28 protein-coding genes are annotated in these 26,580 nt (G+C 61.7%); 17 read left to right on the forward strand and 11 right to left on the reverse strand.

The window, feature by feature from the left end:
* Positions 1 to 183: 183 nt before the first annotated feature.
* Positions 184 to 396 (forward strand): hypothetical protein, encoded by a 213-nt coding sequence (locus V1289_RS39915; protein WP_334404586.1) that lies wholly within the window; start codon positions 184 to 186, stop codon positions 394 to 396.
* A 304-nt stretch (positions 397 to 700) separates the two neighbouring features.
* On the opposite strand, the gene V1289_RS39920 is transcribed toward V1289_RS39915, so the two are convergent.
* From V1289_RS39920 to fixL, 4 genes are all read right to left on the reverse strand, one after another.
* Positions 701 to 1,390: a helix-turn-helix domain-containing protein gene (locus tag V1289_RS39920; protein WP_334404587.1), complete on the reverse strand. Its 690-nt coding sequence runs from the start codon at positions 1,388 to 1,390 to the stop codon at positions 701 to 703.
* 119 nt (positions 1,391 to 1,509) lie between these two features.
* Entirely contained in the window at positions 1,510 to 1,905 is a 396-nt protein-coding gene (locus tag V1289_RS39925; protein WP_334404588.1) for a response regulator transcription factor, read from the reverse strand.
* An 85-nt stretch (positions 1,906 to 1,990) separates the two neighbouring features.
* Complete coding sequence (gene fixJ / locus V1289_RS39930; protein ID WP_334404590.1) at positions 1,991 to 2,608, reverse strand: response regulator FixJ; 618 nt, start codon at positions 2,606 to 2,608, stop codon at positions 1,991 to 1,993.
* Complete coding sequence (fixL, locus tag V1289_RS39935) at positions 2,598 to 4,133, reverse strand: sensor protein FixL (RefSeq protein ID WP_334404592.1); 1,536 nt, start codon at positions 4,131 to 4,133, stop codon at positions 2,598 to 2,600. Before fixL ends, fixJ begins: the two co-directional genes overlap by 11 nt.
* 198 nt (positions 4,134 to 4,331) lie before the next feature.
* On the opposite strand from fixL, the gene V1289_RS39940 reads away from it, so the two are divergent.
* Both V1289_RS39940 and V1289_RS39945 read left to right on the forward strand, forming a co-directional pair.
* Positions 4,332 to 5,162: a universal stress protein gene (locus V1289_RS39940; RefSeq protein WP_334404593.1), complete on the forward strand. Its 831-nt coding sequence runs from the start codon at positions 4,332 to 4,334 to the stop codon at positions 5,160 to 5,162.
* A 108-nt stretch (positions 5,163 to 5,270) separates the two neighbouring features.
* Positions 5,271 to 5,678, forward strand: a complete 408-nt coding sequence (locus tag V1289_RS39945) for a CBS domain-containing protein (RefSeq protein ID WP_442896222.1) — start codon at positions 5,271 to 5,273, stop codon at positions 5,676 to 5,678.
* 191 nt (positions 5,679 to 5,869) lie between these two features.
* Here the strand turns inward: V1289_RS39945 and V1289_RS39950 are convergent, their stop codons facing one another.
* Complete coding sequence (locus V1289_RS39950; RefSeq protein WP_309183987.1) at positions 5,870 to 6,598, reverse strand: CBS domain-containing protein; 729 nt, start codon at positions 6,596 to 6,598, stop codon at positions 5,870 to 5,872.
* 124 nt (positions 6,599 to 6,722) lie between these two features.
* On the opposite strand from V1289_RS39950, the gene V1289_RS39955 reads away from it, so the two are divergent.
* The 6 genes from V1289_RS39955 (at position 6,723) to V1289_RS39980 (ending at position 13,721) form a co-directional block, all read left to right on the forward strand.
* The gene (locus V1289_RS39955; protein ID WP_334404597.1) at positions 6,723 to 7,706 is read left to right on the forward strand and encodes a zinc-dependent alcohol dehydrogenase family protein; all 984 of its coding nucleotides are present in this window, start codon (positions 6,723 to 6,725) and stop codon (positions 7,704 to 7,706) included.
* Entirely contained in the window at positions 7,703 to 9,289 is a 1,587-nt protein-coding gene (locus V1289_RS39960) for a bifunctional aminoglycoside phosphotransferase/ATP-binding protein (RefSeq protein ID WP_334404599.1), read from the forward strand. The genes V1289_RS39955 and V1289_RS39960 overlap by 4 nt, the downstream gene beginning before the upstream one ends.
* A 5-nt stretch (positions 9,290 to 9,294) precedes the next feature.
* Complete coding sequence (locus tag V1289_RS39965) at positions 9,295 to 10,224, forward strand: CHAD domain-containing protein (RefSeq protein ID WP_334404601.1); 930 nt, start codon at positions 9,295 to 9,297, stop codon at positions 10,222 to 10,224.
* A gap of 198 nt (positions 10,225 to 10,422) precedes the next feature.
* On the forward strand, positions 10,423 to 11,265 hold the full coding sequence (locus tag V1289_RS39970; RefSeq protein WP_334404603.1) for a universal stress protein: 843 nt from the start codon (positions 10,423 to 10,425) through the stop codon (positions 11,263 to 11,265).
* Positions 11,266 to 11,509: 244 nt separating this feature from the next.
* Entirely contained in the window at positions 11,510 to 11,884 is a 375-nt protein-coding gene (locus V1289_RS39975) for a hypothetical protein (RefSeq protein WP_334404605.1), read from the forward strand.
* 10 nt (positions 11,885 to 11,894) lie between these two features.
* On the forward strand, positions 11,895 to 13,721 hold the full coding sequence (locus V1289_RS39980; protein WP_334404606.1) for a PHA/PHB synthase family protein: 1,827 nt from the start codon (positions 11,895 to 11,897) through the stop codon (positions 13,719 to 13,721).
* A gap of 87 nt (positions 13,722 to 13,808) precedes the next feature.
* Here V1289_RS39980 and V1289_RS39985 read toward each other — a convergent pair whose 3' ends face one another.
* On the reverse strand, positions 13,809 to 14,015 hold the full coding sequence (locus tag V1289_RS39985; protein WP_309183994.1) for a YgaP family membrane protein: 207 nt from the start codon (positions 14,013 to 14,015) through the stop codon (positions 13,809 to 13,811).
* Positions 14,016 to 14,253: 238 nt separating this feature from the next.
* On the opposite strand from V1289_RS39985, the gene V1289_RS39990 reads away from it, so the two are divergent.
* On the forward strand, positions 14,254 to 16,947 hold the full coding sequence (locus V1289_RS39990; RefSeq protein WP_334404608.1) for a bifunctional acetate--CoA ligase family protein/GNAT family N-acetyltransferase: 2,694 nt from the start codon (positions 14,254 to 14,256) through the stop codon (positions 16,945 to 16,947).
* Between the two features lie 9 nt (positions 16,948 to 16,956).
* Here the strand turns inward: V1289_RS39990 and V1289_RS39995 are convergent, their stop codons facing one another.
* From V1289_RS39995 to V1289_RS40010, 4 genes are all read right to left on the reverse strand, one after another.
* The gene (locus V1289_RS39995) at positions 16,957 to 18,021 is read right to left on the reverse strand and encodes an IS630 family transposase (RefSeq protein ID WP_334404609.1); all 1,065 of its coding nucleotides are present in this window, start codon (positions 18,019 to 18,021) and stop codon (positions 16,957 to 16,959) included.
* Positions 18,022 to 18,129: 108 nt separating this feature from the next.
* Positions 18,130 to 18,540, reverse strand: a complete 411-nt coding sequence (locus V1289_RS40000) for a hypothetical protein (protein WP_334404610.1) — start codon at positions 18,538 to 18,540, stop codon at positions 18,130 to 18,132.
* A 46-nt stretch (positions 18,541 to 18,586) separates the two neighbouring features.
* Entirely contained in the window at positions 18,587 to 19,081 is a 495-nt protein-coding gene (locus V1289_RS40005; protein WP_334404611.1) for a phage holin family protein, read from the reverse strand.
* A 1-nt stretch (position 19,082) separates the two neighbouring features.
* Positions 19,083 to 19,358, reverse strand: a complete 276-nt coding sequence (locus V1289_RS40010) for a hypothetical protein (RefSeq protein ID WP_334404612.1) — start codon at positions 19,356 to 19,358, stop codon at positions 19,083 to 19,085.
* 135 nt (positions 19,359 to 19,493) lie between these two features.
* Between V1289_RS40010 and V1289_RS40015 the strand changes: the two genes are divergently transcribed.
* Genes V1289_RS40015 through V1289_RS40025 form a run of 3 tightly spaced genes read left to right on the forward strand, consistent with a single transcriptional unit; the run spans position 19,494 to position 22,525 of the window.
* The gene (locus tag V1289_RS40015) at positions 19,494 to 20,636 is read left to right on the forward strand and encodes an ABC transporter permease (protein ID WP_442896223.1); all 1,143 of its coding nucleotides are present in this window, start codon (positions 19,494 to 19,496) and stop codon (positions 20,634 to 20,636) included.
* Positions 20,637 to 20,638: 2 nt separating this feature from the next.
* Positions 20,639 to 21,418, forward strand: coding sequence for an ABC transporter ATP-binding protein (locus V1289_RS40020; RefSeq protein ID WP_334404616.1), 780 nt, complete (start codon positions 20,639 to 20,641; stop codon positions 21,416 to 21,418).
* 3 nt (positions 21,419 to 21,421) lie between these two features.
* Positions 21,422 to 22,525 (forward strand): ABC-type transport auxiliary lipoprotein family protein, encoded by a 1,104-nt coding sequence (locus V1289_RS40025; protein WP_334404618.1) that lies wholly within the window; start codon positions 21,422 to 21,424, stop codon positions 22,523 to 22,525.
* Positions 22,526 to 22,588: 63 nt separating this feature from the next.
* Here the strand turns inward: V1289_RS40025 and V1289_RS40030 are convergent, their stop codons facing one another.
* A complete protein-coding gene (locus tag V1289_RS40030; protein ID WP_334404620.1) occupies positions 22,589 to 22,921 on the reverse strand; it encodes a c-type cytochrome in 333 nt (110 codons plus the stop codon).
* A 150-nt stretch (positions 22,922 to 23,071) separates the two neighbouring features.
* On the opposite strand from V1289_RS40030, the gene V1289_RS40035 reads away from it, so the two are divergent.
* From V1289_RS40035 to ccoO, 4 genes are all read left to right on the forward strand, one after another.
* Positions 23,072 to 23,785, forward strand: coding sequence for a helix-turn-helix domain-containing protein (locus V1289_RS40035; RefSeq protein ID WP_334404621.1), 714 nt, complete (start codon positions 23,072 to 23,074; stop codon positions 23,783 to 23,785).
* Positions 23,730 to 24,026, forward strand: coding sequence for a hypothetical protein (locus V1289_RS40040; RefSeq protein ID WP_334404622.1), 297 nt, complete (start codon positions 23,730 to 23,732; stop codon positions 24,024 to 24,026). Before V1289_RS40035 ends, V1289_RS40040 begins: the two co-directional genes overlap by 56 nt.
* A gap of 164 nt (positions 24,027 to 24,190) precedes the next feature.
* Positions 24,191 to 25,822, forward strand: a complete 1,632-nt coding sequence (ccoN, locus tag V1289_RS40045; protein ID WP_442896224.1) for a cytochrome-c oxidase, cbb3-type subunit I — start codon at positions 24,191 to 24,193, stop codon at positions 25,820 to 25,822.
* An 11-nt stretch (positions 25,823 to 25,833) separates the two neighbouring features.
* Entirely contained in the window at positions 25,834 to 26,568 is a 735-nt protein-coding gene (gene ccoO / locus V1289_RS40050) for a cytochrome-c oxidase, cbb3-type subunit II (protein WP_334404625.1), read from the forward strand.
* The last annotated feature ends 12 nt before the right edge of the window (positions 26,569 to 26,580 follow it).

The raw sequence follows: 26,580 nt of genomic DNA on the forward strand, positions 1-26,580 counted from the left end.
TTGGCGGATTCTGCCTTTTGGTCTGGTCCTGCTCACGGCGCGGCCCGCATGGTCGACGCGCCGGGCGCAACAGGGGGTTGTCGATTTTGCGTGGTTCGTTGCCGTTTGACCTGCGTCAAACCGAACGGCTTTGCATGCCATAGACTGAAACGAAGGTTAATCGAAACCAGGCGGGAGCCCAACATGGCACACTATATCGCTCGATTCATGAAAGACGTGCTCGGCGAAAACGGGCACGAAGCCGAGATTTGCCAGCGTTCGGTCGAGATCGAGGCGTCATGCCTGACCGATGCCGCCGAGTTGGCGAAGGCGAAATTTTGCGAGACCGAGAACGTTGGGGATTGGTTGCTCCATGCCGACCGCGTTCACATCGCCGATGCCGAATTCCCGTCCTGACGCGAACGGGGATCGCCGCGCGATCATCCGCAGCATGATCCCGGGAAATTCGTAAGGTCAATCCGTTCGATCAGAGCTTTCAGGCGGGCGCGGATGCGGAGGTAGACGCTGCCCATTGGACGCGCGGGCGGGAGCGGTGCCTGCAAAAGCAGCGCGGCATTCCCGGGCGTCGACAGGGCGCTCCGCTGAGCGGCTCCTTGCGCGGACAAGGAGCCTTGGCGCTTCGATACGAGAAGCCGGGATGCGCGCTGTGCTTCGATCATTGCGCTGCTTCCGTGCTGCCGGACCGGCCCGAAGCCGAGCCTCAGGCGTCCATGTTCCGCAGGCGCTGGCGGTTGCGCAGCACGATCTGCCTTGCGCCTGAAAATCCCAACACGCCCTCGCCATGGAGCTGTGAAAGCGCCCGCGACACCGTCTCCAGCGTCAGTCCGAGATAATCGCCGATGTCGCGGCGGCACATCGGCAGCGCCATCATCCCGGCGACGGCGAGGCGGCGATCCATCTCGAGCAGGAAATTCGCGACCCGTTCCATCGCGCTTTTGCGCCCGAGCAGCAGCATGTGATCTTCCGCATGCCGGAGTTCGCCGGCCGTCATGCTCCAGAGCTTGCGCGCGACCCGGACATCGACGCCCGCCGCCTGCTCGAGGCTGCTGCGTTTTACCAAGCGCACGGTGGTATCGATGATGGCTTCCGCCGCAAGGCGATGGTTGCTGCCCAATTCGAGCCCGAAGATGTCGCCCGGCAGATGAAACGTGCCGATCTGGCGGCGCCCATCGGAAAGCAGCTTGTAGGTCCGAACCGCGCCGCGGATGATCTGATAGACATATTCAGCCGGCTCATCCTCGCCGTAGATCTCCTCGTCCTTGCGGTACGAAAACTCCGTCGCCACCACGCCGGCATGCCCGGTCAGGGCGCAGAACTGGTCGGGACTGGCTGGGGGAACCGGAACAACCTTGGTGGATCCAATTGAGGTGTTGAGCGATTGGGTGAACATGAGCCATCTCCGTTGCGGCGATGACCGAGTTCTACGTGGGGCGATCCGCTCTGAAAACTTCGCTCAATATCTTAAGGGGAATAACCTAAGTAGTTTACCGGAGGCCCGAGTGTTCAAGCTCAGGGAGCCGGGGGCGGGCCCTCCTGAATCGCGCCCCTGATGCGGCTGGCGAGGCTTTCCTCGAGATGGGGTTTCAGCAGCACGTGGCGTATGCCGGCGGTCGCGGCCTTTTCCTGAATATTTTCATCAGGATAGCCGGTAATCAGAATGATCGGGGCGCCGATATGGCGGTTTCGCAGCCGGTTCGCCAGGTCGATGCCGCTCATGGCCGGCATCTTGTAGTCGATCACGAAGCAGTCGGCCTCGCCCGCCAGGCTCCCGTTCAACAGGGCGGGGCCGCTGCGAAAAGTCCGAACGTCGAAACCGTCGGTTTCAAGCAGGAATCGCAGCGATCCGAGGACGCCGGTGTCGTCGTCAACAACATAGACAACAGGCGCTGAGGGTACCGAAGTCATCAGGAATCGTCGCCCGGATTGATATGGAAATATTCATCCATTAAATGATGAAAGCGCATTTGTGCGCGGGGCGACTTGATTTTCCTCAATCCTTGATCGCGCCGGCCCGCATCGCAAGGCGGACGAGCTCGGAGAGGCTCCCGGCCTGCATCTTGGTCATGACGTTGGCGCGGTAGACCTCGATGGTGCGCGGGCTGATATCATACTCCCTGGCAATCAGCTTGTTCGAGAGCCCTCCGATCAGGCCCTCCATGACCTGACGCTCCCTGGGGCTGAGACTCGCGACCCTGGCGGCTATATCCAGCGTCGCGGCCTCGCTTCGCGCGTCCGATTCAGCCTGCTTCAACGCGATATCGATCATGCCGATCAGATGATCGTCCTCGAACGGCTTTTCGAGGAAATCGACAGCGCCCTGTTTCATCGCCTCGACGGCCAGCGGAACATCGCCGTGTCCTGTCATGATCAGGACCGGGAATGTGTTGCGGTCCGCCTTCAGGCGCTTCAGAAGTTCGATGCCGTCGATGCCGGGCATGCGAACGTCGGAGACCACGCATCCAAAGTCGACACCGGGAAGGGCGTCGAGAAAACGCAGGGCCGACTCGAACAGCCTGACGTTGAAGTCGGCGGCACCGAGCAGGAAATCGAGTGAATCCCGCATCGCCTCGTCATCATCAATGACATAAACCCTTCCTCTATGCGCCATCTGTCAAACTCTCGCTCGATGCTGCCGGCAGCGTGAAGCGAAACGTCGCGCCACCCGCAGGATTGCCTTCGGCCCACATCCGGCCGCCATGCGCCTCGATGATCGAGCGGCTGATCGACAGGCCCACGCCCATGCCGGTTTCCTTGGTCGTAAAGAAGGTCTGGAACAGGCTTTGCTCCACGTCGTCCCCAAATCCGGATCCGGTATCGGAGACGACGATTTCGATCATATCGTCGGCAACCGGAACATTGGAAACGGCGAGCTCGCGGCGCAACGATTGCGCCATGGCCTCGAGCGCATTGCGAAACAGATTGACCAGGACCTGCTGAATCTGGACCCGATCGACCAGCACCTGATCGTGTAGCGAGTCAAGGTTGAAGCGAATCTGCACGCCTTGCTCCCGGGCGCCGGTCAGACCGAGCGCCCCGGCCTCCTCGATCAGTTTGGAAATGCTTTCGACCCGTTTCTCGGATTCCCCTCGGGCGACGAAATCGCGAAGACGCCGAATGATCTGCCCGGCGCGGATGGCCTGTTCGGCGGCGCGGTCCAGCGCGCTTTCAATCTTTGAAATGTTGGGATCGGAGCTCGCGCTCAGCAGGCGGCGCGACCCCTTCATGTAATTGCTGATCGCGGCGAGCGGCTGATTGAGCTCGTGCGCGAGCGCCGAGGCCATCTCTCCCATCGCGCTCAGTCGCGAGACGTGAACGAGCTCGGATTGCAGTTCCTGAAGCCGCGCCTGGGTCTGCTGATGTTCGGTCAGATCGCGGACGAAGCCGGTGAAGTAGGGCGCTCCGCCGGATTGCATTTCACCGATCGAAAGATGCATCGGGAAGGTCGTTCCGTCCTTGCGTTGACCGGTTACGATTCTGCCGATTCCTATGATATGCCGTTCGCCGGTCGATCGATAGCGCGCGAGATAACCGTCGTGGCGGGAGCGGTCGGGATTGGGCATCAGAATGCTGACGTTCTGGCCGATGGCTTCGCGCTCCGTGTAGCCGAATTGCCGCTCGGCGGCGCTGCTGAAGAACTGCATGATGCCGTTGCCGTCGATGACGATCATTGCATCTGGAATGGTGTCGAGAATCGACCGCAGGTGACTTTCACTTACTCTCAGTGCTTGCTCAATCTGCTTCTGATCATCGACGTCGATCATGATCCCGCTGAGATGGCCAGGTCCTCCTTGCTCGCCCCTTACGATGCTGCCGCGCGCGCGAACCCATTGGCGCGATTGCGATCGGCCGTTGACGTGGTATTGCATGTCGAAACCGCAGCCGGTCTCGACAGATTGCGCTACGCCTTGCCGGGTGCTTTCGCGCTCTTCCGGGTCAAGAAGGGAAAGGAACAGTTCGTAAGTAAGGGGCAGGTCCCGAGGAACGCCAAAGAGCGCTCTGGTCGTATCCGACCAAAGCAACCGGTGCGTCGAAAGGTCCAGATCCCACACGCCAATGCCGGATCCTTCGATACCCAGCCGAAAACGCTCGTTTCGAACGGGATCGTCGGTTGCTGGATGTACGATGGTGGTCACGTTCCGCCTTTATTGCCGGGCATCGCCGAAGAATACCAAGATGCCCGATGGCAAGCTACTGCTTTGCAGCAAGTCCTCGTCGGCCGAATCGCCGGGGCTGCGCCTCACAACGGCGAATTGTCGATTTCTTGATCTGCCTCAGTTCCTCGCTCGACCGAACCCCTACAAATCGTGCCACCCGGGTTTTCGGAGGCAAGAATGAAATATGCGACGGTGATGGTCGGCATGGCGCTTGGCCAGCCAAATGAGTCGCGGCTGGAAATTGCCGCCCAACTGGCTGAACGGTTCGGCGCCAAAGTAATCGGCGTTGCCGCGGCCGAGTTCACTCCGCCGCTCTATTTCACGGAAGGCGAACCGGCCCAGAGGCTGATTGATCAGGGGTGGGCCGCGGTCAAGAATCGGCTGGCGGAGTTGGAAGGCGAGTTTCGCGCTGCCATGCAAAACCGTGCGGCTGAATTGGAATGGCGCTGCGCCGAGGATTTTCCAACGCGACATGTCGTTCGGCAGGCTCGCGCCTGCGATATCATCGTGGTCGGGGAAGCCACCCGCGGCGCCTCTGCCGATCCTTTCGCGCAGGTCAATCCGAGCGATCTCGTGATGCAGACGGGACGCCCCCTGCTTGTCGTTCCCGAATCCTGCGACTGGCTGGACCTGCGAAGCGTCCTGGTTGCCTGGAAGGACACCGCCGAGGCGAGGCGCGCGGTCAGCGATGCGCTGCCGTTGCTTGGTCAGGCGAAGGAAGTCACCGTCGCCGAAATTGTCGAGGACGAGGCCGACCGGCCGGCGGCACTGTCGCGGGTGGGGGATGTCGTGGCGTGGTTGTCGCGGCATGGCGTGCGTGCGTCGCAACTGGTGCCCGAGCAGCGCGGCGACGCCGCCACGCAACTGGAGAGGATCGCGTCGGACGTAGGGGCTGGCGTCGTCATCGCCGGCGCTTATGGCCACTCGCGGCTGAGCGAATGGATCCTCGGGGGCGTGACGCGACGGCTCATCAATCCATCGAACCGCTGTTCCATGCTGTCACATTGATATTGATCTCAATCAACGCCGCTGGCTGACGGTCTGCTTGAATGTTGTTGAGTCTCGACTGAGGATCACGTTTTGGACAGCTTTATCGATCAGATCGTCGCCGACCATATGACGCGCGACGTCAAGACGGTAGCACGCGGCGTCACGCTGCGCGAACTCGGCGATCTCTTTGAAAGAGACGACTTCAACACCTACCCGGTCGAAGAAAACGGCCAAGTCGTGGGGCTGGTGTCGAAGTTCGACCACCTTGCCTGTTTCATCTTCACCCCGGCGCACATGATGCCGCGCTACGGCGATCTGATGAAGCGCACGGTCGCTGATGTCATGACTTCGGAATTCATCTATGTCGGGACCGACACCAGACTCACCAGGGTGCTTCAGCTAATGGTCGATCATCGCATACGCAGCATGCCGGTGATCGACAACGACCAGCGGCTGGCGGGTATGATCTCACGCGAAGACGTGATACGCGCCTTGCAGCGATGCGTGGGCGCCAAGGCGCCGCTCCTCCGCTGAGGAAGTTTCCGATCTGCGGGTAAACCGATGACCGGAAGTATCAGGTTTCAGGCTTTACCTTCGACCTTGTCGCCAACTGGTTGACAGGGAAGCCCGGAGCTCGCAACCAAACAGCGCAAGGGGGTACTGGAAGGTACTCGGTCACGCCGGCGCGGTAGCCTTCAACCGCACCAGCCATTTCGGGAGCAGGCTTAGCTCGCCTTCGCCATGTTCGTGTCTTCCGGTGACTCCAGATACATTCCGGACATGGTGTCGACCCAGCACAGATGGTCGTGAACTTTCTTCACACCTGCAACGTTCTCCGCTCCGACAATGGATGCCTGCCTGGAACGCTCTTCGGTGATAACGCCGCTGAGATGAACGATGCCGTCGCGCACGACGACGTTGAGGCCGAACGGACACCAGTCGTTCTTCCCTAGGGTGTCGACGATACGGCGGCGGATATGATCGTCGTCGGCGGTCGGATCGGGGATGTCCCGGGCGAGTGTCGCGACGGCCTGTAGCAGGTTGGCACGTGACACGATACCGACGAGCTTGTCTCCGCGCATGACCGGCAGGCGCTTGACGCCATTGTTCTCCATTGTCTTCACAATTTCCTCGAGTGGCGTATCCTCGGAGATGGTCAGCGGATCTCTGGTCATGACCTCGGATATCTTGCGGCCGTGTTCATGAACGAACTCGGTTGCCGCTTCGCCTGCGCCAAGAAGGAATTTGAGCCAGCGGCCCCGCTTGCGCTGGGTACCAATTTCGCTGCGGCGGATGAAATCGCCTTCCGAGACGATGCCAACCAGTTTTCCGGCGGCATCGACGACGGGAAGCCCGCTGATATGCCGCTGCAGCATGATGTTTGCGGCCTCGAGGATGGTAGCCTCCGGCAAGACCGAATAGACGGACCGGGTCATGATTTGATGGGCGCGCATGGCTAATCTCCTGTTCTGAAGCCATCATAGCGGGAGCCGGATCGAACCCGTTTGATGAGGATCAAACTTTGGCCGCGCTGCCATGGATAGGGTACGATCGCTTGTGGTGAGGACGGCACACGCGATGCACGCCATGGTTCTGACGGCGCCCGGCGCTCCGCTCCAGTTTCAGCAACGGGACGATCCGGCGCCGGGACCTGGAGCCGTGCGCATCGCGATCAGCGCCTGCGGTGTGTGCCGGACCGACCTGCATGTCGTGGATGGCGAACTGCCCGGCATCAGCTATCCCATCGTTCCCGGTCATGAGGTGGTCGGCCGCGTAGACATGCTTGGCCCCGGGGTAGCCGCCGTCAAGATCGGCGATCGTGTCGGGGTTCCCTGGCTCGGTTACACCTGTGGCGAATGTGCCTATTGCAGGAGCGGCCGGGAAAATCTTTGTGACCGTCCGCTGTTCACGGGCTACACGCGCGACGGCGGTTTTGCCACACACCTCGTCGCCGACGCCCGTTACTGCTTTCCGCTCGGCGAGGCGGGCGATGACGTCGCGATCGCGCCGCTGCTCTGCGCGGGCCTGATCGGCTGGCGCTCCCTGGTCATGGCCGGAGACGGGAGGCGTCTCGGTATCTACGGTTTCGGTGCCGCCGGGCACATCATCGCCCAGGTAGCGCGCTGGCAAGGACGTTCGGTTTATGCGTTCACGCGCGAGGGTGATATCGAAGCGCAACGCCTGGCCGTTTCCATCGGCTGCGATTGGGCCGGAGGCTCGGATCAGCGGCCCTCGGTTCCGCTGGACGCCGCCATCATCTATGCGCCGGTCGGCGCGCTCGTGCCGACGGCGTTGCGCGCCGTGCGAAAGGGCGGCTGCGTCGTTTGTGCAGGGATTCACATGTCGGACATCCCTTCTTTCCCCTACAATATCCTTTGGGAGGAACGGCAGCTTCTTTCCGTAGCCAACCTCACGCGGAGCGACGGAATGGAATTCTTTGCGATCGCAGCGCAAGCGGGCATCAAGACGCATACCACCGTCTTTCCGCTGCGAGAGGCCAACGAGGTGCTGTCGAAGTTGCGGTCGGGACAGATCACCGGCGCTGCCGTGTTGCGGTCATGACGCCGGAACCTCCCGCCGAGGCTGAGACAGTCTCCGAAGCCGACCGTCAGGGCCGGGTACTCGGGTTTCTCGATGGCTCCCGGTTTGGCGCGGCGAAAGGCGGCAGGCGGATCGACACCCACGCCTCGGTTGTCCTTCTCGGCGACGGCATCGCATTGAAGATCAAGCGCGCCGTACGATTGCCATTTCTCGATTATTCGACGCTCGAAAAACGCAGGCGCGCCTGCGAAGAGGAATTGAAAGTCAATGCCGGCAATGCGCCGGAACTCTATCGACGCGTGGTCGCGATCACACGCCGTAACGACGGCTCCCTTGAAATCGGCGGAAGCGGAGTTCCGGTCGAATGGGCGGTCGAAATGGCGCGCTTCGACGAGGAGCGGACGCTTGATCGCCTTGCGGCGGCGCAACCGATCGAGCCGGCGCTTGCGATCGCCCTTGCCGACAAAATCCTGCAATCGCACGACAGGGCACCTCGCGCCGGCGGCGAGAATTGGCTCGCCTCCAACTCCCCAATCATCGACCGCAACACCGCGAAATTCCATACGGTGCGCGGGCTTGACGCAGCAGCCATCGATCGGCTCGATGCCGGTAGCCGCGATCATGTAACGATGCTTCGAACGACGTTGGCCCGTCGCGCCAGGCAAGGCTTCGTGCGGCGCTGCCATGGCGATCTCCATCTTGCCAACATTGCGCTGGTGGACGGCCGGCCATTGCTGTTCGACGCCATCGAATTCGATCCGGACATCGCCACGACGGATATCCTCTACGATCTTGCGTTTATGCTGATGGACCTGATTCATTTCCGGAATGGCGCGGCGGCAAACATTCTCTTCAATCGCTATCTCGCCGGGGCATCCGACGAAAATCTGGACGGCCTCGCCGTGCTACCGCTGTTCCTTTCGATGCGGGCGGCCATTCGGGCCCACGTGCTTTTTATGAAAAGCGAGCAGGCCGGGGGCGGAGGGGCGGCCTGGCATGACGCGAAGCAATATTTCGACCTTGCGGGACGCCTCGCCATGCCAAAGCCCCCGCGGCTGGTCGCGATCGGTGGTCTGTCCGGGACCGGGAAGTCGATTTTGGCGCGGGGGCTTGCGGGCATTATCGAGCCCGTGCCCGGCGCCGTCATTGTCCGTTCGGATGTCGTTCGCAAACGCCTGTTTGACGTCAGCGAAACCACAGGCCTGCCGGAGACGGCCTATCAAGCCGATACCTCGCAGCGCGTCTACGATGTGCTTTCGAATACCGCGCAACGCGTTTTGGCGCAAGGCTGCTCGGTCGTCCTCGATGCCTCGTTTATGCAGGAGACCCAGCGAAAAGCGCTCTTCGATCTGGCACGCAGGCACAACGCGCATTTCGTCGGCCTGTTCCTGACGGCGGATCTTCCGACGCGGCTGGCGCGGATCGCCCAACGGAAAAACGACGCGTCGGATGCGACGCGGGACGTCGCCTTGAAGCAGGAGGCGTCGGCGATCGGCGCGATCGTCTGGCATGTGGTCGATGCTTCGGGAAGCCCCAACGACACGCTGCACCGGAGCATGGCCTGGCTTTCCACGCTTGGCCCGGCCCCGCTTGATAGCCGGTGACGAGGATGGGCCAGACACGGGAGTCCGGAAAAACGAAGCCTGCATATAGCGGGCGCAAGCCATCATCGACGGCGGTCCGGCTAGATTGCGCGGCGGCGTTCCAGGGTATCGCACGGGACTGCACCGCAAGGATAACAGCGCATCACAGCAGTGCGTGCGCCGGCGATGCCGAAGCCGTGCATCAGATCCGCGTGGCCATCACGCGGTTGCGGGCGGCCGTATCCTTTTTCGCGCCGATGACGGTCGACGCGGAATGGCTCCGCTTCAAGAAGGAAATAGCCTGGCTGAACGGATCGCTCGGCGCCGCGCGCGATACCGACGTCGCCGTGGATTATGCAGGCCGCAAGCGGTACCGGACATGGGCCCAGGGCACGATCGGCCAGGATCTCGATGTCCGCCGGTTGCGGGATCATCGCCGGCTCGTTCGTTGCCTGAGATCCCAACGGTTCCGGCGCCTGATGGAGGGACTGTCAGACTGGATAGAGCGCGGTCCGTGGGTCGCACGTTGGAAGAAGGCCGAGCGTCGCAAGCTCGCCGAGCCGCTGAGGAGCTACAGCAAGCATAAGCTTGATCGCTGGCATAAGCGGCTGATCCGCAACGGGCGCCGTCTCAAGACCATGGGCGCGTCGCGCCGTCACCGGCTGCGGATCAAGGCGAAACGTCTGCGGTACATGCTGGAAGTGCTGACCGACATTGTTCCGGTATCCGTGCGTGGCGAATTCCGCCGATTGCACCGACCGGCAAAGCGCCTCCAGCGCGTATTGGGTGATCTTCGCGATCTGGAGCGCTTCGGCCGCCTTGGTGCCGGATCGCTGCCGCCTGAAGGCGGCAAGCAAGGTAATCTCCGGCCACCGGGCTATCGACAACAAAAGAAGAAGCTGCTGGCGGCCGCGGTCGAAGCTTATCGCGGCCTCAAGCCGGTCGAGGCGCGCTGACGTCGCGCTCGACCGTACGGGTATTGTTTCCATGCCACCGCTAACTATCCTTGGGTCCGCCTTCGCCAGGTTTGATGTGCGTCAACCTTGGCAGCGGAACTGTCAGATACTTTTGCATGTGCAGAGAGGTCGAGAAGACATTCGGCCACGTCTGATCGTGATGACCGTGCCGCTTCGCAAATGCTTGGGAGAACGACCATGTTCAAGAATATTCTGGTTCATATTCCGACGGAGCGATCCGTCAGGCCGGTGGTTGACGCGGCGGTCTCGCTGGCCACAGCGCGTCGATCCCATCTCGATGCCATCGCCATCGGCTATGAATCCATGAGCGCCGTCGGGATGGTGGTCGAAGGTGGCGGCGCCGCCGTTGCCGCCGTGATGGGAGTTGAGCACGATCGGGCCCTCGAGAGGGCAAATGCGGCGATCTCGGTGTTCGAAATCGAGGCCAAGCTCGCCAATATCGCGTACGGCGCCCGGACGTTGGCGGCGATCCCCGCCGAGGCCGAAGAAACCATGGGAGAGCTTGCGCGGCTTTATGATCTAACGGTCGTGCTTCAGCCGGAAGCCTCCCATTCCAGTTATGACAACATCATTCCGCAGGCGATTCTGTTCAATTCCGGTGGACCGATGCTGATGGTCCCCTACATCCACAAGGGACAGCTCGATGCACGCCATGTCGGGATTGCCTGGGACGGAAGCCGGCTGGCCGCTCGAGCGTTGCGCGATGCGCTGCCGTTTTTGACCGCCGCCCACGCCGTCACCGTGATTGCCGTAAACGAGGATCGGCACGACGACAACGAAGCAAGTTCGGATCAGATCGTCGCTCATCTCGCTCGGCGCGGCATCAAGGCGCGCGCTGAGCGGCTGACGGCTGACCGGGAAAATGTTCACGGCACCATCCTGTCGATCGCGGCCGATATCGATGTCGGCCTGCTGGTGATGGGCGGGTACGGTCACTCCCGCCTGAGAGAACGCATCCTCGGTGGCGTCACCCGCGGCATATTCGAATCTATGACGGTTCCGGTGCTGATGTCGCACTGACCGGGCGATGCGCCGCAAGGCCCTGGCGGCGCCACTCTGATCTTTCGCTCAAACAAAGAGAAAAGCCATGACTGTTCATAACCACGCCGTCGTCTGGATCGATCCGGAAAATCCCGAGGAGGCCGTTGATTTGCCTCAAGAAAGCGGGCCTGACGGGGGCTCGATCTGAATGGTTTGATGTAGCTCAATAAGCTCGCTGAATTGGGGGTGTAGGAATTCAGGCAACGCAAGACCGGAGGTCATCATGTCCATGCCAGAGCTTTCAGAAGCGGATGCAGTGAGCCCAGAGCAGGCAACGGCCGAAGCTGCCACCCAAATGGCCAAGGCCAATCAGCGCGTCGCCAACTTCGTCTTCGGGGCACAAAAATTGATGCTCGAGGAACTGGTATTTACCGGCAATGCGATGGTTGAGCGGGCACAGACCGAGATGCACCTGTTCTCGGAGCTCGCATCGAAGATGTCCGGTGCGCATTCCGTCAAGGACATCAGGACGATGTACGAGGAATGCAGCAAACACCAGATCGAGTTTGTACGCCGCGACTGCGATCGGCTGTTCAGGCATGGCGAACGACTGATCGAAGCTACTTCCAGCCTGTTCAAGAGCCATCCGCTGAACTGATTGGAGTTCCATGCCGCTGACATCGACCATGCCGAAGGCTGAAGCGTCAGCCGTTTCCAGCCTTGCGCCCGCCGTGGCGGGTGACGTACTGGCGACAGCAGTGCAAGCGCGCCAGCAAACCGAAGGCGAGGCCCATCAGGCCGATCGCGCGTTTCATGCGATGTTGGCGCGCCTGACAGGGGGCATTTCGCCCGTTGCCCTGTTGCTTGCCTACACCGACTGGCTCTCGCATCTGGCGGCATCGCCGCAGCGGCAGATCGAGATCTCGCAGGAGGCGGTTCAGGATGCGAAGCGGCTGATCGAATCCGCACAGCAATATCTAAAGCCCGATCAGGGGCCCTGGTCGCTGATCAAGCCGCAGCCGCAGGACCGGCGCTTTGCCCGGCCGGAGTGGGAAAGTCCGCCGTTCAATCTATTCGCGCAAGCGTTTCTGCTGGGGGAGCAATGGTGGCACAACGCGACCACTGGGGTGCGCGGAGTTGCAAAGCAGAACGAGGCGATCGTCGAGTTCTCCGTCCGGCAGATGCTGAACGTGCTGGCACCGTCCAATTTCGCCGCGACCAATCCCGAAGTGTTGCAGAAGGCGTTCCAGAGCGGCGGCGAGAATTTTCTGCTCGGCTGGCAGAATTTTTGTAGCGACTGGATGCGCCTGTTGTCGGGCGGCAAGGCATCGGCCAACGCCGGCGATTTTGTCGTCGGCGAAACCGTTGCCACGTCACGCGGCAAGGTCGTGTTCCGCAACGAGCTGATTGAACTGATCCAGTATTATCCGGTCACCGGCAAGGTACATCCGGAGCCGATCCTGATCGTGCCGGCCTGGATCATGAAATACTACATTCTGGATCTGTCGCCGCAGAACTCGCTGGTGAGCTATCTCACCGGCCAGGGTTTTACCGTATTCATGATCTCATGGCGCAATCCTGGAGCCGCTGACCGCGATATCGCCTTCGACGACTATCGCGTGCTCGGGGTGGAAGCGGCGTTGGCCGCCATCGAAGACATCGTACCTGGCCGTCAAGTCCATGCGTTGGGCTATTGCCTTGGCGGGACATTGTTGTCGATCGCCGCCGCGACCATGGCACGCGAGGGCGACAACAGGTTGAAGTCAATCAACTTGCTGGCCGCGCAAACGGATTTTACTGAAGCTGGTGAACTGACCCTGTTCATCAACGAAAGCCAGGTCACATTTCTCGAAGACATGACGTGGCAGCACGGTGTACTCGACACCACCCAGATGGCAGGCGCATTCCAGCTGCTGCGCTCGAACGATCTGATCTGGTCGCGGATGACCCGCGACTATTTGATGGGCGAGCGGGCGCCGCCGAGCGACCTCATGGCCTGGAACGCCGATGCCACCCGCCTGCCATACCGGATGCATTCGGAATATCTGCGCAAGCTGTTCCTCGACAACGATCTGGCGGAGGGCCGTTACCTCGTCGAGGGCAAGCCGATCTCGCTGGCGGATATTCACACGCCGATGTTCGTGGTCGGCACGCTGCGCGATCACGTCGCGCCCTGGAAATCGACTTACAAGATAAATTTTCTGGTAGATGCGGACGTGACGTATCTTTTGACCAGCGGCGGCCACAATGCAGGCATCGTGGCGCCGCCGAGCGAGCAGGGGCACAGCTATCGGGTCAGGACGAAGCCGGCACATGCCACCTATACCGGTCCCGACGAATGGCTAAAGACGGTAGCGCCGGTCGAAGGGTCGTGGTGGCCGGAATGGACCAAATGGCTGGCCGCCCGGTCCGGGGAGCTATCTGAGCCGCCGCGCATTGGCACGGCGGAGGGCAGAAATTTGCCCGATGCACCGGGCGACTATGTTCGGGGGTGATCAATAGTGCCAGGACTAATCGGCTCTGATTGAATCAGAGCCGACGCTCCAGTGAGGCGTTTTCTAGCCAACGCTGGGATGGCCGAGTTACTGGCGGGCCGTGCGGCTTGAGATGCCCAAGGCGGTATAGAGTGGGCAGCTCCTGAAGAACGCGGTCGCGAGCAGCACCAGACCGATCAATCCGGCCCAATGCCATCCCTGAATCGACAAGCCATCCTGCAACGCAAATGCGACCAGCGCCAATCCCAGCACGATCCGCACGTACTGATCAATCGTTCCGACATTTACCGGCATGGTACGTCTCCCTCAGATGACCCTTGGTGAAAGAACTCCAAATTAAGGATCGCACGCCGGGCCGGATCAGGCTTTGATCTGTCTCAACAGGGAATCGACCGCGAAAGGTACGGGGAGTGCGACCAGATTTGTCATCGGGCCGAGACCGGGCCGGGTTACAATGTGACTTCAAGAACCCTCGGCGCGGAAGACGCCACTGGGTCCGCAAGGGGCCGGCACCGGCCAGATATTGAGATCGATGTCGACCTATCGCCTGAAAAATCTGCTGTCGCCCCGTTCGATCGCGCTGGTCGGGGCCAGCCCGCGCCACGGCTCCGTCGGGCGGGCTATCCTTGGCAATATTCGCAAGGCGCACTTCAAGGGCGAATTCGGCCTGGTGAATCCGCGCTATGCCGGGATCGACGGCGTTACAACGGTCGATAGCCTCGGCAAGCTGACTTTTGCGCCGGAACTCGTGGTCATCACCGCGCCGGCAACGACGGTCGTCGGACTGATCGATGAGGCCGGCCGCCGCGGCGCCGCGGGCGCGATCATTATCAGCGCCGGGCTCGGCCATGGTGCGGGATCGTCGGCAGACGCAGCCGAACGGGCGGCGCAAAAATACGGCATGAGGCTGATCGGTCCCAATTGTCTGGGTATCATGATGCCCGTCGTCAATCTCAACGCGAGCTTTTCCGCGCACATGCCCGCGATGGGCAATCTGGCGTTGGTCTCGCAGTCCGGCGCCATCGCTGCCGGCATGGTCGACTGGGCCGCGCAGCGCGCCGTCGGCTTTTCCGGGATCGTATCGGTTGGCGATCAACTCGACGTCGATATCGCCGATCTGCTTGACTACTTCGCGCTGGATCCGAAGACGCAGGCCATCCTGCTCTACGTCGAAGCGATCAAGGACGCCCGCAAGTTCATGTCGGCGGCGCGTGCCGCCGCAAGGATCAAGCCGGTCGTCGTCGTCAAATCCGGGCGCATGGCCCAGGGCGCCAAAGCTGCCGCGACCCACACCGGCGCCTTGGCAGGCTCGGACGCCGTTTACGACGCGGCCTTCCAGCGCGCCGGTGTGTTGCGGGTATCGGATCTTCGCGAGTTGTTCGACTGTGCCGAGACGCTCGGGCGGCTCAAGTCGCCGCCGGGAAAACGGCTCGCGATCCTGACCAATGGCGGTGGCATCGGGGTGCTCGCCGTCGACCGGCTGGCCGAACTGGGTGGGATTCCCGCTGCCATCGCGCCTGCGATCCGGGAAAGATTGAACACGGTGTTGCCGCCGACTTGGTCCGGATCAAACCCGGTCGACATCATCGGCGACGCCGATCCCGCGCGCTATGCGGCGGCGCTCGAGGTGTTGCTGGCCGATCCCGGCAATGACGCCATCCTGGTGCTGAACGTCCAGACTGCGATCGCGCGCGCCGACGATATCGCCGCGACCGTGACCGGGGTGGTGCAGGAATATCGCCGGCAGCACCAGGGCTCCGCCAAGCCCGTGCTCGCGGTCTGGGTCGGCGCAGAACCGAAGGTCATCAATCTCCTGAGCGACGCCGGGATTCCGAACTACCCGACCGAGGACGATGCGGTACGGGGTTTTATGCATCTGGTGCGGCATCGTGAGGTCGTGGAGGCGCTGGCGCAGGTTCCGCCGGCGATGCCCGGCGCGTTTGCGCCGGATATCGAGGCCGCACGGAATGTCGTTACTGCGGCGCTTGCCGATGGCCGCCATTTCCTCGATCCGATCGAAATCAAGCGGCTGTTTGACGTCTATGAGATCGCAATGGTGCCGACATTCGCCGCCGCGGATGCCGAACAGGCGGTTGCCCACGCCTCGGGTTTGTTCGCGCAAGGTGCGACCGTGGTGCTCAAGGTCATGTCGCGCGATATCGTTCACAAGTCGGATGTCGGCGGCGTTGTGCTCAATCTCACCAGCGCCGATGCGGTTCGCGCTGCGGCATCGGACATTCTGGCGCGGGCGAAAGCGTTGCGGCCGGAAGCGCGGATATCGGGCGTGATGGTGCAGCCGATGGTGCTGCGGCCGAAGGCGCGTGAGCTCATTCTTGGCCTCGCCGACGACCCGACCTTCGGCACTGTCGTCGTGTTCGGCCGCGGCGGCACGGCAGTCGAGATCATCAACGACAAGGCGCTGGCGCTTCCGCCGCTCGACCTGCAGCTCGCGCACGCCCTGATCGAGCGTACCCGTGTCTCGCGGCTGCTTCGCGCCTACCGCGACGTGCCGGCAGTCAAGGAGGATGCCGTCGCGATGGTTCTGGTCAAGCTGGCGCAGATGGCCGCTGACATTCCCGAAATTCGCGGACTGGACATCAACCCGCTGCTGGCGGATGAGGCCGGCGTGCTCGCGGTCGACGCGCGTGTCGTGGTCGGGCGCGTGGAACGGAAATTCGCGGGCTCCGGGCCTGCGAACTTCGCGGTGCGGCCGTATCCGTCGCAATGGCAGCGTCATATCGAGGTCAAGGACGGCTGGTGGGTATACGTCCGCCCGATCCTGCCTGAGGATGAACCGCTGATCCATGGCCTGTTGCGGCACGTGACCCCCCACGATCTGCGGCTGCGATTCTTCGCGCTGATGAAGGAGTTTTCCCATGAATTCATCGCGCGCCTCACCCAGCTCGACTATGCCCGCGCCATGGCCTTTGTCGCGTTCGACGAAGTGACCGGCGAGATGGTGGGCGTGGTCAGGATTCACTCGGACTCGATCTACGAATCCGCCGAATATGCGATCCTGCTGCGATCGGATCTCAAGGGCAGGGGACTTGGCTGGGCCCTGATGCAACTGATCATCGAATACGCGAAATCCGAAGGGCTGAAAGCCATCTCGGGCGATGTACTTGCCGAAAACACGATCATGCTGGCGATGTGCCGCAGTCTCGGTTTTGAGGTCAAGCCGGATCCCGTCGAGCACGATATTTGCGACGTCAGGCTAAAGCTCTAGTACCCGGAATCAGAGCTTCGTGATACGGCGGCCTTTGAAACGGCGTTGACGGACCTTTTTCTTGGTCCAGACGAAGGGCTCGGCTTTGTCGTTGTACGCGTTGACATAGGCATCGATGTGTTCCTGAAGCTGCTTGAGGCTTGTGAAGGAGGTGCCGCTAAGCGACTGCCCCTGCAGGATCGAAAACCATACCTCGACCTGATTGAGCCAGGACGCACTTGTCGGCGTGAAATGAAATTGCACGTTGGGGTGGGCCTTGAGCCAATGTTCGTTTTTCTTGTGGGTGTTGAGGTTGTCGAGAATGACGTGAAGCTTTCGGTCCGGAAAGGCCGCGGTGACGCTGTTCATGAAGTCGAGAAACTCGACGCGACGACGGCGTTTTGAATGCGTTGCGATGATCTTTCCGGTGGCGACTTCGAGCGCCGCAAACAATGTTGTGGTGCCATGCCGCTTGTAATCGTGGCTCTGGCCGGTCAAGGCGCGGCCATTGGGCAGCTTCAGATAACCCTGCGCTCGCTCCAAAGCCTGGATCGAGGGCTTTTCGTCCACGCATAGCACAATGGCCTTCGCGGGCGGGGCGACATAGAGGCCAACAACATCGGCGGCTTTGGCCGTAAAGTTCGGGTCGGTGCTCTCACACCAGGACTTGCGAGCCGCGAGGTCAATCTTGTGGCTGCGCAGGAACCGCCAGACATATTGGACGTCAACATCGCCCAGCGCCCCGGCCAGCAGGGGCCCGGTCCAGCGTGCGAACCCTTCCGGTGGCGGCTTGTCCAGCAGCCTCAGAATCCGCTTGTCGGTGGCCTTCGTATAGATCGGCTGCTTGCCCGGCCGCGGCTTGTCTTGCAGCCCTTCTAGGCCATGATCGGCATAGCGATGCCGCCAAAGGCTGACAATCCGCGGCTGGACCCCAACTTCCTTGGCGATCGACCGGGTGCTGCGCCCGACCGCCGCCAACAGAACTATCCGCGCCCGCTTCAAATCGCGCTGCAACGTCACCGGTGAGCGACAACACGCCTCAAGCACCTTGCGATCTTTCCTCGAAAGGTGGACTTCTCTTGCTTCGGGTATCATCCATATCTTGAATCACGACTCACGATCCAAGAAAAGTGGGTACTAGGTCAACCGTGAGAGCGCGGCGCTCTCGTTCATCCGGCGAACGCTGCTGCGATCACGCCGTGGCTAAAGATACGACATCGACGTCACGCGGTAGGGGTGAATCTTGCCGCGCTCGTTGATCGAGACATACTCGCCAACGACGAAGCGTTCGTCGGTGAAATGATAACCGGCTTCGTCGGGCAGGCTGGCTTCGCCGTCATAGTGAAATCCCCAGGCGCCGCCTGGATGGTAGACGAGATGACCATGCTCGTCTTGTTCGTTTGGACGCAGCCGTGCGACGCGGCATGCTTCACGATGCGTTCGCCACAATTTCGGGTCGATACGGCCTTCGGCATCGATTGGCGCCACGAAGATATACGCTACCTCGTCGTCGCCTTCGGGATGACCGGGCTCGCGGGCCAGCGCAATACGGATTTGCCGAAACTGGGCCGGCAGGGAAGCATTCAGGATCGGCTTCGGTTGGGCTCTTGACATAGTGGTAACGCTCCTTGTGTTTGTGCTCGGGCGAATGCTGACGTGATTAGTTAGTCTCCGCGGCGGCCGGGGCTGCGGAGGCGGCCGCTGCCTTCGATTTCTTCAAACTCTTGACGATGATCGTGATCAGCGGCACCAGTATGAGCGGCAGGGCGCTGTTCAGGGGATGGTGGACCATGCCGGTGAACTGCGATTGCATGGCCCGGGCCTCAATCTGTAGCGCGTCGACGGCGGAGCCGTGAATTTCGTTGGCGAGTTCGAGTTCGCGGCCGGCCGGCGGCCTCCCGGTGATTACGAACAGCACCGCTGCGATCACAAAATTGACCACGCCAAGGATGGCTGCGGCGGAAATCGCGCTCCAGATCTGGACGAGGGCGAAATAGGCCGACAACTCCAGCATCAGCAGACCGAAGCCTGCGATCAGCGCGGCAAACGCCCGCAAGCCGAGACCGACCAGCATATGCCGCATCCGGATATCCGCGATGATCCGGTCGGTGCGCCACAGCGCGCGCAGGTTTTTGACGACATTCTCGCTGTTCACTTTAGTGCCTCCGCATCATGAAGCCGATGACGACGCCGAGCGCGAAAGCGGATGCGAGCGTCGCAATCGGTCGCTCGGCGATCAGTTTCTCGACATGATCTTCTTCCCCGCTCAAGGTCTCGCCGAGTTCGCTCAAGGCCGCCTTGATCTGGTCGGCGAGGGCGTCGGCGCGGCCCTTCGCCGCGTCGAAAAGTCCGTCGCCGCTCGTGTAGAGGAGCCGCGACACCTCGCTTTTGAGGGCCTGCAGCTCCTCCCCCAGTTCGCTTGAATTGAACATCCCGCTCACTCTTGTTGCGTCTTTGTTGCGTCAACTATTCGAATTCTAGGTCGGCTGGCGCCCGGCGCCTTGAGGCAGGTCAACATGGAAGCCGCCGGCGCGGCCTAGGAAAGCCCGGCTATGTTCTTGAGGGAAATGATCTTGGCGACCGCACCAATGTTAACGGCCACGCCATCCGGCGATTTTCTTGAATTGCGTCCGAGCGGGTCCTGGACATCAGCCAATGTGACCAGCCTCGAACTGCTCGCCGACGCCGTCGCGCCGCGGCTCGACCAGTCCAGAACAGTCAAGCTGGATCTGGCCGAGGTGCGCGAACTGGACACGCTGGGGGCCTGGCTCATTGAAAAAATGACGCGGCGCGCGCAGTCGGCGGGTCATCGCACCGAAATGGTTGGCGTTGCCGACGACTATGTCGGCCTGATCGAGGAGGTCCGCCAGGTCAACCGCCGCAATCCGGCGCCGACGCCGGCGCTAAATCCCGTCGTGGCCAGGGTCAACGACGTCGGTCGCTCCGCGGTCGGCGCGAGCGAAGACGCCACCGTATTCCTGCAGATGCTGGGTTCGCTGTTTCTGGCCATCGTCGGCGTGCTGCGCAGGCCGAGATCGCTGCGGCTAACATCGCTGGTTTACCGGTTCTACCGGGTTGGCTGGCAGGCGATACCGATCGTCGTGCTGATCACCTTCCTGATCGGGGCGATCATCGCGCAACAAGGCTTCTTCCATTTCCGCAAATTCGGTGCCGATTCCTACGTCGTCGACATGGTCGGGATCCTGGTGCTGCGCGAGCTCGGCGTGCTGATCGTCGCCATCATGGTCGCCGGCCGCTCCGGAAGCGCCTACACCGCCGAGCTTGGATCGATGAAAATGCGCGAGGAAATCGACGCGCTCTCGACCATGGGCCTCGATCCCGTCGAAATCCTGATCCTGCCCCGCGTTATCGCGCTGATTTGTGCGCTGCCGATCCTGAGCTTCATCGGATCGATGGCGGCGCTCTACGGCGGCGAACTGGTGGCGCAATTCTACGGCGGCATGGGACCGGAAATCTACATTGCACGGCTGCATGAAGCGGTGTCGGTCACGCATTTCGAGGTCGGCATCATCAAGGCGCCCTTCATGGCGCTGGTGATCGGCATCGTTGCCTGCAGCGAAGGCTTGCGGGTGAAGGGAAGTGCCGAGTCGCTCGGCAAGCAGACGACGACTTCGGTCGTCAAGTCGATCTTCCTGGTGATCGTGCTTGACGGTCTGTTTGCGGTCTTCTTTGCCTCGATCGGAATGTAGCGATGCAGGAAGTACCCCCGCAATTTGCCATTCGCGTACACGATCTCGTGGTCGGTTTCGGCAAGCAGGTCGTGATCGACCATCTGACGCTGGATGTCCGAAAGGGCGAGATCCTGGGCCTGGTCGGCGCCTCAGGCGGCGGCAAATCCGTGCTGATGCGCACCATCATCGGCTTGATCCCACGATGGGCGGGAACCCTCGAAGTGATGGGCGCGATGATCGGCGATACGCATAGCCGCAGCACGCAGAGCGCCGCGGGGAGGTGGGGCATCCTGTTCCAGCAGGGGGCGTTGTTTTCATCGCTTACCGTGCGGCAGAACATCCAGTTTCCGCTGCGGAAAAATCTGGTTCTTTCGCAGGCGCTGATGGATGAGATTGCCACCGCCAAGCTCGAAATGGTCGGACTGGCGCCGGAGGACGGTGACAAGTTTCCGTCCGAATTGTCCGGCGGCATGACCAAACGCGTGGCGCTGGCGCGCGCGCTCGCGCTCGACCCCGCGATAGTGTTTCTCGATGAGCCGACCTCGGGGCTCGACCCGATCGCGGCGGGCGATTTCGATGCGCTGATCAAGACATTGCAGAAGACGCTGGGGTTGACGGTGTTCATGGTCACCCATGACCTCGCCAGCCTGAATACCGTCTGCGACCGCGTCGCAGCGCTGGCGGACGGCAAGATTGTCGCCATCGGACCGATGCGCGAACTGCTCCAATCCGAGCATCCCTGGGTGCGGGCCTATTTCCACGGCAAGCGTTCCCTGATGCTGCAACCCAAAGCGAGTTAAGAGATGGAAACCCGGGCTCCCTTCGTCATTGTCGGCGCCTTCGTTCTGGCGGCCATCGCCGCTGTGTTCGGCTTCATCTACTGGCTTCACAATACCGGAGGGCTCGGGCAGCGCGTGACCTACCACGTGCAGTTCGAGGGCTCGGTGCCCGGGCTGTTGGTGGGCGCGGGAGTCCTCTTCAACGGTATCCGCGTCGGCGAGGTCAGCGATCTCGGCCTGGCGCCGGACGATCCGCGCCGCGTCAATGCGACGATCTCGGTTTCGTCGGCGACGCCGGTGCGGGCCGACACCAAGGTCGGTCTCGAATTCCAGGGTCTCACCGGCGTCCCCGTGATTGCGCTGGAGGGCGGCACGGCGAAGGCCAATTCCGGCCCGGTGCCGACGCTGATTGCGGAACAAGGGACAGGCCAGAGCATGACCCAGGCCGCCCGGGACGCATTGCGGCGGGTGGATTCGGTGCTGGCGGAAAACTCGGGGCCGCTAAAGGACACCATCGCCAATTTCAAGGTTTTTTCCGAAGGACTGTCGCGGAATACGGCAAAACTCGACGGCATTGTCGCCGGCCTCGAACGCATGACCGGCGCCACAACGCCGCCGCCGAAAATCACCTATGATTTGCGCGCCGTGCAAAATCCGGGAGCGCCGGGCAAAACCATCAATGTGCAATGGGCGATCCCGGAGCCCACCGCCGTGGCCATGCTGGAGACGCAGCGTTTCCTGTTCCAGCCGGCGCAGGAATACCCGGGGTTCTCCGAGGCGATGTGGGCCGACGCGCTTCCGAAATTGATCCAGGCGAGGCTGATCGAGAGCTTCGAGAACTACGATCTCGCGCATGCACCGCTGCGCATGGCCGATATCGGGCAGACCGACTTCCAGCTCCTGATCGATGTCCGGCGCTTCCGGATTGCCGTCGATCCGACGCCAGCCGCCGAGATCGGATTGTCGGCGAGGATCGTCGACAAGAACGGCATGGTGGTCGCATCGCGCCTGTTCGAGGAAAGCGAGAAGTTCGACAAGGTCGAGCCGCCGGCCGCGGTCACCGCGTTCGACGTAGCGTTCGGCCGGCTCGCGAAAAATATGATCGCCTGGACGGCGCAGGCGCTGTAGGCGAGGCGGGGGCTGGTCTCGGTGCCGCGGCCCGGAGCGGTACGCCCGGGGCCTGCAAGCCGGCTATTCGAGGGTCTTCAGATACGACAGTAAATCGTGGATCTGGTCCGGATCGAGCTGGAACTGCGGCATGGTCGGGTGGCCGGTCTGTATGCCTTCGGCCAGCGCCTCAGCCAGGGTTTCTACCGGATAGCGGGTGTGCAGGGTCCGGAACGGCGGCGCGATCTTGAGCGGGCTTTGGGTCACCCGATCCACGGAGTGACATCGCGCGCAATTATTGAGCGCGAAAGTCTTGCCACGGGCCTCGGAAGGTGAGGCGGCCAGTGTTGGCGTGATCAACGCCGGCGCGACCAGAATCAGCGCGGTCAGTGTTTGGTGCAGGGTGGGTCGCAACATGGCGGCACAATTTTCTTCGACCGGCCGGGCATCGGCGCAAGGGCACGATATCGGGACCGAAATCTTTCACGCTTGATCTGAATCAATTTGACTGGGGCCAATCCTTTAAGATGCCTGGACTGGTCCCTCGGACGGCGACTGGAGTCGTGCATGAAGAAAATCGTTGTCGCAGGCCAACCCTGTGCGGAACCTTGCGTGGACTGCGCGGTGCGTCCGCAAGCGATTTGCGCGGCGCTCGACCATGACGAATTGCGCGAACTCGAACAACTCGGGCAGCGCCTCCGGTACCGCCCCAACGAGCCGGTGTTCAGTCAGGAAGAGATCGCCACCTCATGTTTCAACGTGCTCGAAGGCGTGATGCGGCTTTACAAGCTGTTGCCCGACGGCCGCCGGCAGATTGTCGGATTTGCGCTGCCCGGGGATTTCCTCGGTATTGCCGTCAACGGCCGTCACGGCATCTCGGCCGACGCGGCGGGACCGGTCGTGGTCTGCCGTTTCGTCAAGAAATCATTCGTTCGTTTCGTGGATGAGCGGCCGAATGTCCTGCGCCGTATCAACGAATTCGTCACCCGCGATCTCGACCAGGCCCACGACCAGATGGTCCTGCTCGGACGAAGGTCGGCGGAAGAGAAGGTCGCGACCTTCCTCGTCAAATGGAGGGAGCGGCTGGCACGGATCGGCCAAATCTCTGCGATAACGCCGTTGCCGATGAGTCGGCGGGACATCGCCGATTACCTCGGTCTGACCATCGAAACGGTTAGCCGTACCTTCACCAAGCTGGAGCGCGACGGGGTGATCGACATCGTGCATGGCGGCATTCGCCTGGCTGATGCAGCACGCGCCGAAGCCCTGGCCGCCGCTTGAGTCCAGCGCCGCGGACTTTTATCGGGCGAGTTTGATCGACGTCAAAGACCGCCTGCTTTGGTTCGCCATACTCTCGATGAAATCAAAGGAGGTCGTTATGCCTATCGATTCGGTGCTGGTTTCCGTAGCTGTGGTGGCGATGTTCGTAATCTTTGCCGGTGTGTTGGCCTGGGGCGAACGCCAGTCCCGGTCACTGCAGCAGATGCCAGCCGACGGCCATCGCAAGCGCCGCAGTTTCTGAACGCGCGCACGCCTTGCGGCCGCCGCGGGTTTGGTCGCCTGTGGCCCGGCGTAACTTGATCTTGATCAATTCATCGGCGGCGGAATCGGGATTGATGGAGCGGTGCCGCTCCGGGCCGCTCCAAAGAGAATCATTCGATGAACCAGTCTCAATCCGAAAAATGGATGACGCACGGCGAAGCCGGCTTGGCCGTATTCTTTTCGGCGGCCGCCTTCCTCTGCTTGATAGCCGCCGCCAAGGCGCTCGACACGGCTTTCGCCTTCCACGCTTCGCTCGGCGCGGCGGCGAGCCTCGCGGCGGCCTTTGCGATCTTCAATCGCTATTTCGACCGTCCGGCCGCGTTGCCTCCTCAGGAGATCGACGGCCGGCCCAACTACAATTTCGGCCCGGTCAAGTTCGCGGCGGCAATATCGGTATTCTGGGGAATAGCGGGCTTCACCGTCGGACTGCTGATCGCCTCGCAGCTTGCCTGGCCTGCGCTGAATTTCGATTTGCCGTGGACCAGTTTCGGTCGCTTGCGGCCGCTGCATACCTCGGCGGTCATATTTGCCTTCGGCGGCAACGTGCTGATCGCTACGTCGTTCTATGTGGTCCAGAAAACCTGCCGGGTCCGTCTCGCCGGCGATCTGGCGCCGTGGTTCGTCGTTCTCGGCTATAATTTCTTCATCCTGATCGCCGGCACCGGCTACCTGCTCGGAGTGACCCAATCGAAGGAATATGCGGAGCCGGAGTGGTACGCCGACCTCTGGCTCACGATCGTCTGGGTGACCTATCTGCTGGTGTTCCTGATGACGCTGGTGAAGCGCAAGGAACCGCACATCTTCGTCGCGAACTGGTTCTATCTCGCCTTCATCGTCACCATTGCGGTGCTTCACCTCGGCAATAATCCCGCATTGCCCGTCTCGGTGTGGGGCTCGAAGTCCTACATCGCCTGGGGCGGCGTGCAGGATGCCATGTTCCAGTGGTGGTACGGGCACAACGCCGTGGGCTTCTTCCTCACGGCCGGTTTCCTCGCCATCATGTACTATTTCATTCCCAAGCGCGCAGAGCGGCCGGTCTATTCCTATCGGCTGTCGATCATCCACTTCTGGGCGATCATCTTTCTCTACATTTGGGCCGGGCCGCACCATCTGCATTACACCGCGCTGCCGGACTGGGCGCAGACATTGGGCATGACGTTTTCGATCATGCTGTGGATGCCCTCCTGGGGCGGCATGATCAACGGCTTGATGACGCTGTCAGGTGCCTGGGACAAGCTGCGTACCGATCCTGTCTTGCGGATGCTGGTCGTGTCGGTCGCGTTCTACGGCATGGCCACGTTCGAAGGCCCACTGATGTCGATCAAGGTAGTGAACTCGCTCAGCCACTACACCGACTGGACCATCGGCCACGTTCACTCGGGCGCGCTCGGCTGGGTCGGGTTCGTCTCGTTCGGCGCGCTGTATTGCCTGATCCCCTGGCTGTGGAATCGCAAGGGGCTCTACAGCCTCAAGCTCGTCAACTGGCATTTCTGGACCGCGACCATCGGCATCGTGCTCTACATCTCGGCGATGTGGGTGTCGGGAATTCTTCAGGGCCTGATGTGGCGTGCCTACACCTCGCTGGGTTTCCTCGAATATTCCTTCATCGAAACCGTCGAGGCGATGCATCCCTTCTATATCATCCGCGCCGCGGGCGGGGCGCTGTTCCTGATTGGTGCGCTGATCATGGCATATAACCTCTGGATGACCGTGCGGGTCGGCGAGGCCGAATCGACGGCGCTGCACTCACCCGTTGCTCTTCAGCCGGCAGAGTGAGGAGCAAGGCAATGTCATTCTGGACCCGACATCAGATCCTCGAGAAAAACTCGATCGTCCTCATCGTGGGCATCCTCGCGGTGATCGCGATCGGTGGCCTCGTCGAGATCACACCGTTGTTCTATCTCAAGAGCACAATTGAAGTGGTCGATGGCGTCAGGCCGTACACTCCGCTCGAGCTGACCGGCCGCAATATCTATGTCCGTGAAGGCTGCTATCTCTGCCACTCGCAGATGATCCGGCCGTTGCGCGACGAGGTCGAACGCTATGGCCATTATTCGCTGGCCGCGGAGAGCATGTACGACCATCCGTTCCAGTGGGGGTCAAAGCGCACCGGGCCGGATCTCGCACGCGTCGGCGCCAAATATTCCGACGAATGGCACGTGACGCATCTGACCAACCCGCGCGCCATCGTTCCGCAATCGGTGATGCCCGGTTATCCGTTCCTCGCCGACACCGAAGTTGATCCCCGGACAATCGCGGACCATCTGCGGACCAGCCGCAGCGTCGGCGTGCCCTATTCGGACGATCAGATCGCCAACGCCGTCGACGACCTGAAGGCGCAGGCCGATCCGGACAGCGCCGGGGCCGGCGGGTTCGCAAAACGCTATCCGAAGGCGTTCGTGCGCAATTTTGACGGCAAGCCGGGAATGCCCACCGAGATGGACGCGCTGGTTGCCTATCTGCAGATGCTGGGCACCCTGGTGGATTTCAAGCTCTACAACGAAAAAGCCAATCTTCGCTGAGCAGGCAGGACG

The sequence above is a fragment of the Bradyrhizobium sp. AZCC 2289 genome (genome assembly GCF_036924615.1).
Taxonomy (GTDB): domain Bacteria; phylum Pseudomonadota; class Alphaproteobacteria; order Rhizobiales; family Xanthobacteraceae; genus Bradyrhizobium.

What these genes read in the sequence shown, in the direction of transcription:
- V1289_RS39915 (WP_334404586.1), top strand. Translation starts at nt 184, where the DNA reads ATGGCACACTATATCGCTCGATTCATGAAAGACGTGCTCGGCGAAAAC.
- V1289_RS39920 (WP_334404587.1), bottom strand. Translation starts at nt 1,390, where the DNA reads ATGTTCACCCAATCGCTCAACACCTCAATTGGATCCACCAAGGTTGTT.
- V1289_RS39925 (WP_334404588.1), bottom strand. Translation starts at nt 1,905, where the DNA reads ATGACTTCGGTACCCTCAGCGCCTGTTGTCTATGTTGTTGACGACGAC.
- fixJ (WP_334404590.1), bottom strand. Translation starts at nt 2,608, where the DNA reads ATGGCGCATAGAGGAAGGGTTTATGTCATTGATGATGACGAGGCGATG.
- V1289_RS39940 (WP_334404593.1), top strand. Translation starts at nt 4,332, where the DNA reads ATGAAATATGCGACGGTGATGGTCGGCATGGCGCTTGGCCAGCCAAAT.
- V1289_RS39945 (WP_442896222.1), top strand. Translation starts at nt 5,271, where the DNA reads ATGACGCGCGACGTCAAGACGGTAGCACGCGGCGTCACGCTGCGCGAA.
- V1289_RS39950 (WP_309183987.1), bottom strand. Translation starts at nt 6,598, where the DNA reads ATGCGCGCCCATCAAATCATGACCCGGTCCGTCTATTCGGTCTTGCCG.
- V1289_RS39955 (WP_334404597.1), top strand. Translation starts at nt 6,723, where the DNA reads ATGCACGCCATGGTTCTGACGGCGCCCGGCGCTCCGCTCCAGTTTCAG.
- V1289_RS39960 (WP_334404599.1), top strand. Translation starts at nt 7,703, where the DNA reads ATGACGCCGGAACCTCCCGCCGAGGCTGAGACAGTCTCCGAAGCCGAC.
- V1289_RS39965 (WP_334404601.1), top strand. Translation starts at nt 9,295, where the DNA reads ATGGGCCAGACACGGGAGTCCGGAAAAACGAAGCCTGCATATAGCGGG.
- V1289_RS39970 (WP_334404603.1), top strand. Translation starts at nt 10,423, where the DNA reads ATGTTCAAGAATATTCTGGTTCATATTCCGACGGAGCGATCCGTCAGG.
- V1289_RS39975 (WP_334404605.1), top strand. Translation starts at nt 11,510, where the DNA reads ATGTCCATGCCAGAGCTTTCAGAAGCGGATGCAGTGAGCCCAGAGCAG.
- V1289_RS39980 (WP_334404606.1), top strand. Translation starts at nt 11,895, where the DNA reads ATGCCGCTGACATCGACCATGCCGAAGGCTGAAGCGTCAGCCGTTTCC.
- V1289_RS39985 (WP_309183994.1), bottom strand. Translation starts at nt 14,015, where the DNA reads ATGCCGGTAAATGTCGGAACGATTGATCAGTACGTGCGGATCGTGCTG.
- V1289_RS39990 (WP_334404608.1), top strand. Translation starts at nt 14,254, where the DNA reads ATGTCGACCTATCGCCTGAAAAATCTGCTGTCGCCCCGTTCGATCGCG.
- V1289_RS39995 (WP_334404609.1), bottom strand. Translation starts at nt 18,021, where the DNA reads ATGATACCCGAAGCAAGAGAAGTCCACCTTTCGAGGAAAGATCGCAAG.
- V1289_RS40000 (WP_334404610.1), bottom strand. Translation starts at nt 18,540, where the DNA reads ATGTCAAGAGCCCAACCGAAGCCGATCCTGAATGCTTCCCTGCCGGCC.
- V1289_RS40010 (WP_334404612.1), bottom strand. Translation starts at nt 19,358, where the DNA reads ATGTTCAATTCAAGCGAACTGGGGGAGGAGCTGCAGGCCCTCAAAAGC.
- V1289_RS40015 (WP_442896223.1), top strand. Translation starts at nt 19,494, where the DNA reads ATGATCTTGGCGACCGCACCAATGTTAACGGCCACGCCATCCGGCGAT.
- V1289_RS40020 (WP_334404616.1), top strand. Translation starts at nt 20,639, where the DNA reads ATGCAGGAAGTACCCCCGCAATTTGCCATTCGCGTACACGATCTCGTG.
- V1289_RS40025 (WP_334404618.1), top strand. Translation starts at nt 21,422, where the DNA reads ATGGAAACCCGGGCTCCCTTCGTCATTGTCGGCGCCTTCGTTCTGGCG.
- V1289_RS40030 (WP_334404620.1), bottom strand. Translation starts at nt 22,921, where the DNA reads ATGTTGCGACCCACCCTGCACCAAACACTGACCGCGCTGATTCTGGTC.
- V1289_RS40035 (WP_334404621.1), top strand. Translation starts at nt 23,072, where the DNA reads ATGAAGAAAATCGTTGTCGCAGGCCAACCCTGTGCGGAACCTTGCGTG.
- V1289_RS40040 (WP_334404622.1), top strand. Translation starts at nt 23,730, where the DNA reads ATGGCGGCATTCGCCTGGCTGATGCAGCACGCGCCGAAGCCCTGGCCG.
- ccoN (WP_442896224.1), top strand. Translation starts at nt 24,191, where the DNA reads ATGACGCACGGCGAAGCCGGCTTGGCCGTATTCTTTTCGGCGGCCGCC.
- ccoO (WP_334404625.1), top strand. Translation starts at nt 25,834, where the DNA reads ATGTCATTCTGGACCCGACATCAGATCCTCGAGAAAAACTCGATCGTC.